Origin of the sequence: Kribbella albertanoniae (assembly GCF_004348455.1) — a bacterium.
Classification (GTDB): Bacteria; Actinomycetota; Actinomycetes; order Propionibacteriales; family Kribbellaceae; genus Kribbella; species Kribbella albertanoniae.
In genome coordinates, this window is sequence record NZ_SMKA01000073.1 from 21,918 (window position 1) to 31,915 (window position 9,998).

The window sequence follows — 9,998 nt, forward strand, 5'->3', positions numbered from 1 at the left end:
AGGTGGGGTCAGTTGCGGTAGCGGAAGATGATGCGGCCGCGGGTGAGGTCGTAGGGGCTGAGTTCTACCAGGACTCGGTCTTCGGGAATGATCTTGATGTAGTTCTTGCGGATCTTGCCGCTGATGTGGGCGAGGACCTGGTGGCCGTTGGTGAGTTCGACCCGGAAGACGGCGTTGCGCAGCGATTCGACCACGACACCGTCGAGCTCGATCGCGCCTGCTTTTCTGGGCATGGTCAGGCCTTCCCGTGAACGAGTTCGAGGTTGGTGTTGGTGTGGCGGGCTTGGAAGCCCTGGAACAGCGCGATCGCTGCTGTATTGGTTTCGTTGACCTCGGCTGCGACCGATCCGGTCCCGGCGTGGTGCAGGTCGCCCAGTACCTGGCCGAGTAATGCGCGTCCGATTCCCTGGTGCTGTCGGCTGGCCAGGACTGCGATCAGGCCGATCCGCGGTTGCCGGGTGTACGTCGCCAGTCGGAGGAGGCCGACGTACTGGCCGTGGAGCTTGGCGACGGTGTACTTCGACGGGTCGAGTGGGACGCTTCCGCCCTGCCAGGGCAGGACTTCGGCAGGCATGGTCGGCCAGTCGATCTCGGCGCGCAGTGCCCGATCCAACTCGCGCAGCGGTTCTTCCTCGGCCGCGGTGATGACGACGCCGGCTGGGATCGGTGCTGACGCTGGGCCGGTCGGTACGACGTACTCGCGTTCACGGCGCCAGGTGGTGAAACCGGCGCGTTCCCAGCCGGAGGTCAGCGCGCGATCGCCTTCGTCGACGACTGTGTACACCGGCTCGCCGTGGTCGGTCAGCATCGCCGTGGCGAGCCGGTCGAAGACGGAGTCGTCCCACGTGTCGATGCTGAGGAAGGTCCGGCCGTCGAGCCGGCGGGACGCATGACCGCGGCCGACGACCAGGTCGTTCTCCACCGCGTGCCACTGGTTCTCGGCCACACGGGAGATCGAGACAAGCAAAGAGTTCATAGGTGTTTCCTTTCGGGAGTGCCGAATTTCTCGGGGCGCTCCCGGCGACACCTATGTCAATCGCCCGCCCGTGACCACGAGAAGGAGAGCACCCACTGCGAAACAGCGTTCATGGGTTCCCACCTCCAAGCGCAAAGTCACGGACCCCGGCACGGTACCAACCCATCCGCCGCACCAGCCACCCATTTAAAGCTCCGTACGACGGGTACCCACGAGCCGGTACGAGTGGAAGGTGCGTGTTGCCGGCAATCCTTTGCTGGTGGCAATCTCCGTACACTCGCGACCTTCGTGCATGGTGGATCCACTCGATGGAGCGGATGGTGGCGTCCAGAGGTGGCGGACCTGTGCCACTGATCAACCTCCTCTGAGGGGCTGGGCGAGAAGGCGTTGAGCGTGAACGGTGTGGGTCGCGCGGAGTTGGTCAGTGGTGGCGGTCCGGTGCGGGACGTCGACTAGGATGTGGGTAGCGTCGCGTGCTGGTGGCAGGCCCTGTCAGGCATGGAGGCGTCGGACTGAAGGGGTTGGCGATGTTCTCGTCCCTCTCTTCGTTCTCGCGTGACTGAGCGCGAGACGACCAGGCTGGTTGCCTGGAGCAATGAATTGCGGCGGGTGCATGTGCGCATCCGGGAGGCGCTCGAGGTTACTCGGCAGGCTGTGCGTGACGGGGTGCCGACCGAGCGTGCGAGTCGGGACCTGTTGCTGTACTGCCACGGGTTCTGCGCTGCGCTCGACGGTCATCACCAGGGCGAGGACCGTGCGCTGTTCCCGGCGATTGAGGCCACGCATCCGCAACTCGCGCCGGTTTTGCGGGCGCTCACGCAGGATCACTCCATGATTGAGCACCTGCTGCAGGGGCTGCGTGACGCGGTCGACCGAGCGGCGACGCCCGAGGAGCTGGATCGGCATCTCGAAGGGGTGGCGGCGATCATGGAGAACCACTTCCGGTACGAAGAGAAGCAGCTCCTGGCTGTGCTGGAAGACCTGGAGCTGAACGCCGCCGTACAGGATGTGCTGGGACCGCTCTAGCTGACGAGGAGTGGCAGGCTGGAGTAGCCGCGGATGACTCGGGATTCTCGCCAGGTCGGTTCGTCCGGTGATCGGTGCAGTTTGGGGAGTCTGGTGGCGAGTTCGGTGAAGGCGATCTGGGCTTCCAGCCTGGCGAGTGGGGCGCCTAGGCAGTAGTGGATGCCGCTGGAGAAGGCGAGGTGCTCGGCCTGGCGGGGGCGGGTGATGTCGAAGGTGCCGGGATCGTCGAAGACCTCAGGGTCGCGGTTGGCGGCGGCCAGGATCAGCATGACCCAACCGTTCGCTGGTACGTCGACGCCCCCGATCGACACCGCCTCGTGCGCGAAGCGGCTTGTGTTCTGCACCGGCGGCGCATACCGCAGGACCTCTTCGACGGCCGCGGCCGCGTACTCCGGTTCGGTGCGGATCAGCTCCCATTGGTCCGGGTGATCGAGCAGGCTGGCTACTCCGTTGCCGATCAGGTTGACCGTCGTCTCGAACCCGGCGATCAGCAGCAGCCTTGCGGTCGTGTGCAGCTCGTACGGCGTGATTCCGTCCGGCGTCGCGGCCACCAGATAGCTGATCACGTCATCGCCCGGGTGCGCCTTCTTCAGCGGGATGAGCTCGCTGAACAGCTCGTAGAGTTCGGCGTTCGCGGCGGCCAGTGCGGCTGCTTCGGCCGGAGAACCAATGCCCGACAAGGCAGAACCGACCACGGTGCCGTGCTGGGACAACCGATCGACGTCCGCGTCCGGGATGCCCATCAGGGTGGTGATGACACCGATCGGGAGTGGCGCGGCGAAGTCGGCGATCAGGTCGAACGGGCGGTCCGGCTCGGCCACAGCCCGGCGTTCGATGCCGGTGATCAGGTCGCGGGTGAAGTCCGCGATCCGTTCGGCGTAGCCGGCCATCATCTTCGGCCGGAACGCCGGCGCCGCGAGCCGCCGCAGCCGGGTGTGGTCCGGTGGTTCGCGATCGAGGAAGCCGAGATCGAGAGTGTTGCCCGAGGTGTCCTCCGACGTCGGCGCCGGCTCGCCTGCCGGCCGGATGCCGAAACGTCGATCGCGGAGAATCGTGTTGCAGACGGCGTAGCTGGTGCTCAACCACTCCTGACCGGTGCCGATGATCGGTCCGCCGGCGCGGAGCTGCTCGTAGATCTGGTACGGATCGTCCCGCCCGGGCCGGGACCAGAACGCATCGAGCACAGCAGTGTCGGTCATCGCGTCAGCACTCCTCCGGTGAACGTCGACAGGACCAGCTCAGGCGCGTCACGAGGGGCGAGCCAGCCGGCTTGGAGCAGATCCCAGGCGGTGAACAACAGCGCATGCAGGGACCGGACGAGCCACCAGTCGGGCACACCGGGGCGGATGGTCCCGGCGCCGGCCACGATCGCGGCGATCGGTGCTGTCAGTGCATCGGTCCGGGCCGTGATGGTCTCGTCGGCGAAGATCTCGGGTTGCGCTGTCAGCAACGTCAGACAAGCGCCGAACGGCAGCAGGTCGACCACCAGTCGGCGGAGTGGATCAGGGTCGTCCGGCGCGGCGGCGATCACCGACTCGCTGATGTCGAGCGCCCGTGCGGCGACAGCCACCAGCAAGTCATGCCGGGTCGGGAACTGCTTGTGCAGCGTGGTCCGGCCGATCCGCGCAGCCAGGGCGATCTGCCCCAGCGAGGCGGCCGGATCCTTGGCGAGCACCGCTGCCGCCGTGTCGAGAACCTGCTCCGGTGTCGCGGCCCCCGCCGTACCGGGCAGCGATTGCGCAGGAACCACGCGAACACTCATGTTCGCGACAGTACAATGCTGTTCGCGGTTACAAAAGGGATGGGACGACCACGCGGGCGCTGATTCGCCACCCGTCCGCCGTCCGCACCACCTCGTCCTCGTACACGACCGTCCCCGCCCGGCCGTCCGCCATCACCGAGAGCCCCTTCGAGCGCACTCGGGCACGGTCGTCGAGATCAGGGTCGGGCGTGACGATCACGTTGGTGACGTGGTGTCCGGCGGGCTGGTCGCCGGGAGCCGAGCTGAACAGCTCGATGAGGGCGGGCAGCCCCCGGACGATCCCCAGTCCGTAGGCAGTCACGTCGTACGACGCGTCCGGTGCCAGGAGCAGTCCGAGGTCGCCGGTACGGCGGTCGTCGGCGAGATGCCCGTGCAGCGACACCAGTTCGTGAATGGCCAGCCGGTCTTCGGTGGTCAGTGGCATCGGCGCTCCTGGGCGGTCGTGGGGGAGGATGGTGGCGATGACTGATCCTAAACGGGGCGAGCGCCCCGCTTCAACCGGGCCTCGCCGGGCCGATGCCGTCGCCAACCGCGCCAAGGTGGTGGCTGCGGCCCGTACGGCGTTCGCGGCGGAAGGTCTCAGCGTGTCCCTCGACGAGATCGCCCGACGGGCGGGCGTCGGTGCGGGCACGGTTCACCGGCACTTCAGGACCAAGGCCGAGCTCGTCGACGCCGTCCTCGCCGCAGCGGTCGAGGATCTTGTGGTCGCGGCGAACTCGTACGCCGGGTCCGACGACCCTGGCGGAGCGCTGCGAGAGTTTCTGGTGCGACTGGTCACCGAGGGTGCGGCGGCCCACGAGCTCGCCGCGCGGCTGCAGGCTGATGCAGGCAAGGTCGAAGGGTCGGTTGCCGAGCTCGACCGCGCGCTGGGTCTGCTTCTGTCCCGCGCCCGCGCTGCGGGGGCCGTCGGTCCTGATCTCAACGAGCGCGATCTGGCCGCGATCGTTGCCGCGGCGCATGCGGCGTACGTCCATGCCGCGGGTGGCGATCGCGCAGTGATGCTGGTGTTGCGAGCGCTCGACTAGGATTCGCGCACGGTCGAACAAATGTTCTAGTATGGCGAGCAGGAGGTTCGCCATGGGATACAACAATCCGCCGATCAAGTGGTCGGAGCTGGAGCGGCGGTTGTCGGACCGGTCGCGGCCGGGCAGTCATGGCGGGCGGCCGGTGACGGCGGATGGTGGGGACAGTCCGGCGTGGTCGCAGCATCGGGGGCCTTATGTGCCTGCGAAAGATCTGCCGGCGAAGGTCGAGCGGGGCGAGTCTTCGGTACCGTACGCGGAGCTGCATGTGCACTCGAACTACTCGTTCCTGGACGGGGCCTCGCAGCCGGAAATGCTGGTCGAGACTGCGGTTCGGCAGGGGTTACATGCGCTGGCGTTAACGGATCACGACGGGTTCTACGGGGCGGCCCGGTTCGCCGAGGCCGCAGCGGCGTACTCGTTGCCGACGGTGTTCGGGGCCGAGCTGTCCCTCGGGCTGACCGGCCCGCAGAACGGGGTGGCCGATCCGGAGGGGAGTCATCTGCTGGTGCTGGCCGAGGGCCAGGAGGGGTATCACCGGCTGGCCGGCGAGATCACGCATGCGCAGCTGAAGGGTGGCGAGAAGGGCAAGCCGATCTACGACCTGGAGCGGCTTGCCGAGAAGGGTAAGGACCACTGGGTGATCCTGACCGGTTGCCGCAAGGGGCTGGTGCAGCAAGGGCTGAAGCAGGGTGGGACGGCGGCCGCTGGGCGGGAGCTGGATCGGCTGACCCACCTGTTCGGCAAGGATCGGGTGGTGGTCGAGCTGACCGATCACCACCTACCGGAGGACAGCACGCGGAACCGGGTCCTTGCCGATCTGGCCGCCGATCATGGTCTCCCGGTCGTTGCCACCAACAACGTTCACTACGCGATCCCGGCGCAGCACAAGCTGGCCGCCGCGCTGGCCGCGGTCCGGGCCCGCCGCGACCTGGACGCGATGGACGGCTGGCTGCCACCCAGCGGGATGGCGTTCCTGCGCACCGGCGAGGAGATGGCTTACCGCTTCCGCCGGTACGACGGCGCTGTCGCGCGATCGGTCACCCTGGCCGACCAGCTCGCCTTCGACCTGGGCCGGGCCAAACCGAAGCTGCCGTTGCGGGATGTCCCGGCCGGGCACACCCCGGACAGCTGGCTGGAGCACGTCACCCTCGAGGGCGCCGCCCGGCGGTACGGGACGCGCAAACAGCGCCCGGATGCGTACGAGCGGCTGAAGCGGGAGCTGGCCGTGATCAAGGCGAAGGGCTTCCCGGGCTACTTCCTGATCGTCCACGACATCGTCAGCTTCGCCCACAAGAACGGCATCCTCTGCCAGGGCCGGGGCTCGGCGGCCAACTCGGCGGTCTGCTACGCGCTCGGGATCACCGCGGTGGACAGCATCCTCTACGACCTGCCGTTCGAGCGGTTCCTCGCCTCGACCCGGGCCGAGGAGCCCGATATCGACGTGGACTTCGACTCCGACCGGCGGGAGGAGGTGATCCAGTACGTCTACGACAAGTACGGCCGGCAGAACGCCGCCCAGGTGGCGAACGTGATTTCCTATCGGCCGAAGTCCGCCGTACGGGATGTTGCCAAGGCACTGGGGTATTCGGTCGGTCAGCAGGACGCGTGGTCGAAGCAGGTGGACGGGTGGAGTCCCGAGATCACCTCGACCGAGCACGACATTCCGCCGCGGGTGGTGACGATGGCGACCGCGTTGCTGAAGTTCCCCCGGCATCTGGGCATCCACTCCGGTGGGATGGTGCTGACCGAGCGGCCGGTCGGGGAGGTGGTGCCGATCGAGCATGCCCGCAAGGAGAAACGCACCGTCCTGCAGTGGGACAAGGACGACTGCGCGTGGATGGGGCTGGTGAAGTTCGACCTGCTCGGCCTCGGCATGCTGGCAGCACTGCAGTACTGCCTGGACATGGTGCGCGAGCAACTCGGTGAGTCCTGGCTGCTGCACACGATCCCGAAGGAGGAGGCCGGGGTCTACGACCAGTTGTGCCGGGCCGACTCGGTGGGCGTGTTCCAGGTCGAGTCGCGGGCGCAGATGGCGACGCTGCCCCGGTTGAAGCCACGCAGGTTCTACGACCTGGTCACCGAGATCGCGCTGATCCGGCCCGGCCCGATCCAGGGCGGTGCCGTCCATCCGTACATCCGCCGCCGGACCGGTGAGGAGCCGATCAGCTATCTGCACCCGAAGCTGCAGCCGGTGCTGGCCCGGACGCTGGGCGTCCCGCTGTTCCAGGAGCAGCTGATGCAGATGGCGATGGCGGTCGGCGACATCGACGGTGACGAGGCCGACCTGCTGCGCCGCGCGATGGGCTCCAAACGCGGTGTCGAGAAGATCTCGTCACTGAAGACCAAGCTGTACGCCGGGATGGAGCGCAACGGGATCACCGGCGACCTGGCCGACGAGATCTACGCCAAGATCGAAGCCTTCGCGAACTTCGGTTTCGCCGAGTCGCACTCGATCAGCTTCGCCCTGCTGGTCTACTCGAGTACCTGGCTGCGGTTGCACTACCCGGCCGCGTTCCTGGCCGCACTGTTGCGGGCCCAGCCGATGGGGTTCTACTCACCGCAGTCCCTGGTCGCCGATGCCCGCCGACACGGTGTCGAGGTACGGCGTCCTGATCTGTTGCGCTCGGGGATCGAGGCCGGGCTGGAGCTGCTGGTCGACGGTCAGGAGCTGACCGGCCCGACCGGTTCGCCGAGCTGCCTGAAGGATCCGCAACCGCCGGTCGGGCCGTTCGACGGATCGAAGCCGTTCGACTCGACACTGCACCGGCGCGACGGTGTCTTCGCCGTCCGGCTCGGGTTGGCGGAGGTCCGGACGGTGGGGGAGAAGGGGGCGAAGCTGATCGTCGAGGAGCGTGAGCGCGGTGGCGACTACCGCGACATGGCCGACCTGGTACGACGGACCGGCATCACCGCCGCGCAGGTCGAGGCGCTCGCCACTGCCGGCGTGTTCGACTGCTTCGGTCTGGACCGACGGCAGGCGTTGTGGGAGGCAGGCCGAGCCGCCGAGGAGCGCCCGGACCGGTTGGCCGGTGTCTCCACCGCCGGTCCACCACCGACCCTGCCCGGGATGAGCGATATCGAGACCGACATGGCCGACCTGTGGTCCACCTCGATCACCGCCACCAGCCACCCGATGCAACGCGTCCGCGACCAGCTCCGCGCCGACGGCATCCTCTCGGCCGCCCAACTCCGCGAGGTCCCCGACGGCACCCGGGTCCGCGTCGCCGGTGTCGTCACCCATCGCCAGCGCCCCGCCACCGCCTCCGGCGTCACCTTCATGAACCTGGAGGACGAGACCGGCATGGCCAACATCGTCATCACCAAAGGCTGCTGGCACCGCCACGCCGCCGTCGCCCGCAACGCCAGCGCGATGATCATCCGCGGCCGCGTCGAACGCGCCGGCGAAGTCACCAACCTCTCCGCCGACCACCTCGAACGCCTCCCCCTGGCAACCCGCACCCCGTCCCGCGACTTCCGCTAGTCAGCCGAGTGCGGTCTCTGCCCGTTCCCTGGTCAGGTCCGCGAAGGCTCGAACCACACCGAGCAGGGCTGCGACGACCAGCATCCCGACTTTGCTCGCCGTACTGGATGAGGTTGAGAGGTGGCCCTCGTAGAGCAAGGCGAGCACAGCCCAGGAGGCAGCCGATCCACCGATGAACCCGGCGCTGATCGCCACCACGGTACGGCGCCTGCCGGTCAGCGTCCGGACCTGAGGGGCGGCGCTCTTCGCCCAGCGTTTCCTGTTCTCCCGCCAGACCCGCCACTCCACCCAGGCCACCAGGCCGAAGGCCACAGCACTCAGCGCAGCCACGGCAGCCGACAGCAGAATGCCGTCCGGCGTCGCCAGCACGTGCAGCCCCACGCCGACCGGGAACGGGAGAATGAGCCACCCCATCCAGAGCTGCCGCGCCAGCGGTGGGAGCCGACCATCCTGATCCCTGTCGAAGCGCGCGGGGTCCAGGTATCCGAGTGGGTACCTCTCACGGAGGTAGAGCACGGCCAGCAGCGTCAGCCCGAAGCCTCCCGCGCACAGCGCCAGGCCGGCCGCATCGAGAGCGATGAACAAGCCGTCCACCACAGCGTCGCGCGCCGGCTGCGACCAGAAGAACAGGTCGTTCGGCACCTGACTGGCCCGGTTCTCCATCCTGCGCGCTACGGCGGCGGTCGTGTCAGCGAGGACGCCGGCGAGGAAGAACGCCAGGAAGAGGATTCCGTAGCACCACCGGATCCGGCGCATGATCTGCTGCCGGGTGATCGCGACCTGCCGGGCACCGACCGCGCAGATCGCCGCCCACTCCACCAGACCGATGGCGACAGGTGCGAAGATGACCCACAGAACCCACGCCATGGACGCATTCTAGGTGTGTCGCGCGGCGGCTCGCCTGCGATGACCGGATGTTGCCACGACGTAGCCTGAGGCGGGTGGAGGATCTTGCGGGGCAGGCCAAGCTCTGGGTGCAGAAGTGGCGCTGGTATGAGCGCAACTCGCTGCCGTGGAACCGGGCGCGGATCCACTGGGAGCTGATGCGGCGTGGGGTGTTCGCGCGGTGGCCGTTGCAGGGGAACGTGCTGGAGGCGCTGCGGGACGGGCGGCTTGAGATCGGGGAGCACGCGGTGTTCGAGCCGAACGTGTGGATCACGGTCGGGGACCAGGGCAGGGTGCGGATCGGCGAGGGGACGTTCCTGAACATCGCGGTGATGGTTGCCGCGCTCGAGCTGGTCGAGATCGGTTCGCACTGCATGCTCGCCAACGGCTGTTTCGTGACGGACTCCAACCACCGCTTCGACGATCCGGATCGCCCGGTGCCCTGGCAGGGCTTCGACTCCAAGGGGCCGACCCGGATCGGCGACAACGTCTGGCTCGGGGCGAACGTCGTCGTCACCAGCGGCGTGACGATCGGCGAGCGATGCGTGATCGGCGCCAACAGCGTCGTCACCCACGACATCCCGCCGTACTCGATCGCCGCCGGCGCGCCCGCGAAGGTGCTCCGAGCCGTCAGCTACCCCGAGTAGCTGCAACGAACGGGCTTCGGGGTGCGTCTAGGGTGGGAGGTGATGATCGTGATCCGACGGTTCGGTGCAGTGCTGGCGGCGAGTGCCGCCGCGGTGCTGGTTTTGGTTGCTTGTGGCAATGAATCTGGAGTGGGAGGAACCCCGACAGTGAATCCGTCCGACAGCGGTTCGAGTCAGCCGACCCCGACCCCGACCC

10 protein-coding genes are annotated in these 9,998 nt (G+C 67.8%); 4 read left to right on the forward strand and 6 right to left on the reverse strand.

The features are described 5' to 3' along the window. Positions 1-8: 8 nt before the first annotated feature. Both infA and E1261_RS17960 read right to left on the reverse strand, forming a co-directional pair. Positions 9-233, reverse strand: a complete 225-nt coding sequence (infA, locus tag E1261_RS17955; protein WP_132408022.1) for a translation initiation factor IF-1 — start codon at positions 231-233, stop codon at positions 9-11. Positions 234-235: 2 nt separating this feature from the next. After that, the gene (locus E1261_RS17960; protein ID WP_132408023.1) at positions 236-976 is read right to left on the reverse strand and encodes a GNAT family N-acetyltransferase; all 741 of its coding nucleotides are present in this window, start codon (positions 974-976) and stop codon (positions 236-238) included. A gap of 555 nt (positions 977-1,531) precedes the next feature. Between E1261_RS17960 and E1261_RS17965 the strand changes: the two genes are divergently transcribed. Next, positions 1,532-2,002, forward strand: a complete 471-nt coding sequence (locus E1261_RS17965) for a hemerythrin domain-containing protein (protein ID WP_132408024.1) — start codon at positions 1,532-1,534, stop codon at positions 2,000-2,002. Here the strand turns inward: E1261_RS17965 and E1261_RS17970 are convergent. Genes E1261_RS17970 through E1261_RS17980 form a run of 3 tightly spaced genes read right to left on the reverse strand, consistent with a single transcriptional unit; the run spans position 1,999 to position 4,188 of the window. Beyond that, complete coding sequence (locus E1261_RS17970) at positions 1,999-3,201, reverse strand: cytochrome P450 (RefSeq protein WP_132408025.1); 1,203 nt, start codon at positions 3,199-3,201, stop codon at positions 1,999-2,001. The genes E1261_RS17965 and E1261_RS17970 overlap by 4 nt on opposite strands. Further along, entirely contained in the window at positions 3,198-3,764 is a 567-nt protein-coding gene (locus E1261_RS17975; protein ID WP_132408026.1) for a TetR/AcrR family transcriptional regulator, read from the reverse strand. The genes E1261_RS17970 and E1261_RS17975 overlap by 4 nt, the downstream gene beginning before the upstream one ends. A 28-nt stretch (positions 3,765-3,792) precedes the next feature. Beyond that, on the reverse strand, positions 3,793-4,188 hold the full coding sequence (locus tag E1261_RS17980; protein WP_132408027.1) for a nuclear transport factor 2 family protein: 396 nt from the start codon (positions 4,186-4,188) through the stop codon (positions 3,793-3,795). A 37-nt stretch (positions 4,189-4,225) separates the two neighbouring features. Here E1261_RS17980 and E1261_RS17985 point away from each other — a divergent pair, with 37 nt between their 5' ends. Continuing rightward, positions 4,226-4,789 (forward strand): TetR/AcrR family transcriptional regulator, encoded by a 564-nt coding sequence (locus E1261_RS17985; protein ID WP_165952548.1) that lies wholly within the window; start codon positions 4,226-4,228, stop codon positions 4,787-4,789. A 52-nt stretch (positions 4,790-4,841) separates the two neighbouring features. Next, a complete protein-coding gene (locus tag E1261_RS17990) occupies positions 4,842-8,270 on the forward strand; it encodes an error-prone DNA polymerase (protein ID WP_132408029.1) in 3,429 nt (1,142 codons plus the stop codon). Here E1261_RS17990 and E1261_RS17995 read toward each other — a convergent pair whose 3' ends face one another. Then, on the reverse strand, positions 8,271-9,137 hold the full coding sequence (locus E1261_RS17995) for a hypothetical protein (RefSeq protein WP_132408030.1): 867 nt from the start codon (positions 9,135-9,137) through the stop codon (positions 8,271-8,273). It abuts the gene before it with no gap. Positions 9,138-9,211: 74 nt separating this feature from the next. On the opposite strand from E1261_RS17995, the gene E1261_RS18000 reads away from it, so the two are divergent. Further along, a complete protein-coding gene (locus E1261_RS18000; protein ID WP_132408031.1) occupies positions 9,212-9,802 on the forward strand; it encodes an acyltransferase in 591 nt (196 codons plus the stop codon). Positions 9,803-9,998: the final 196 nt, after the last annotated feature.

Excerpts from the sequence above, each read along its gene's own strand:
- E1261_RS17990 (WP_132408029.1), top strand. The coding sequence starts at position 4,842 with ATGGGATACAACAATCCGCCGATCAAGTGGTCGGAGCTGGAGCGGCGG.
- E1261_RS17970 (WP_132408025.1), bottom strand. The coding sequence starts at position 3,201 with ATGACCGACACTGCTGTGCTCGATGCGTTCTGGTCCCGGCCCGGGCGG.
- E1261_RS17985 (WP_165952548.1), top strand. The coding sequence starts at position 4,226 with ATGACTGATCCTAAACGGGGCGAGCGCCCCGCTTCAACCGGGCCTCGC.
- E1261_RS17975 (WP_132408026.1), bottom strand. The coding sequence starts at position 3,764 with ATGAGTGTTCGCGTGGTTCCTGCGCAATCGCTGCCCGGTACGGCGGGG.
- E1261_RS17960 (WP_132408023.1), bottom strand. The coding sequence starts at position 976 with ATGAACTCTTTGCTTGTCTCGATCTCCCGTGTGGCCGAGAACCAGTGG.
- E1261_RS17995 (WP_132408030.1), bottom strand. The coding sequence starts at position 9,137 with ATGGCGTGGGTTCTGTGGGTCATCTTCGCACCTGTCGCCATCGGTCTG.
- infA (WP_132408022.1), bottom strand. The coding sequence starts at position 233 with ATGCCCAGAAAAGCAGGCGCGATCGAGCTCGACGGTGTCGTGGTCGAA.
- E1261_RS17980 (WP_132408027.1), bottom strand. The coding sequence starts at position 4,188 with ATGCCACTGACCACCGAAGACCGGCTGGCCATTCACGAACTGGTGTCG.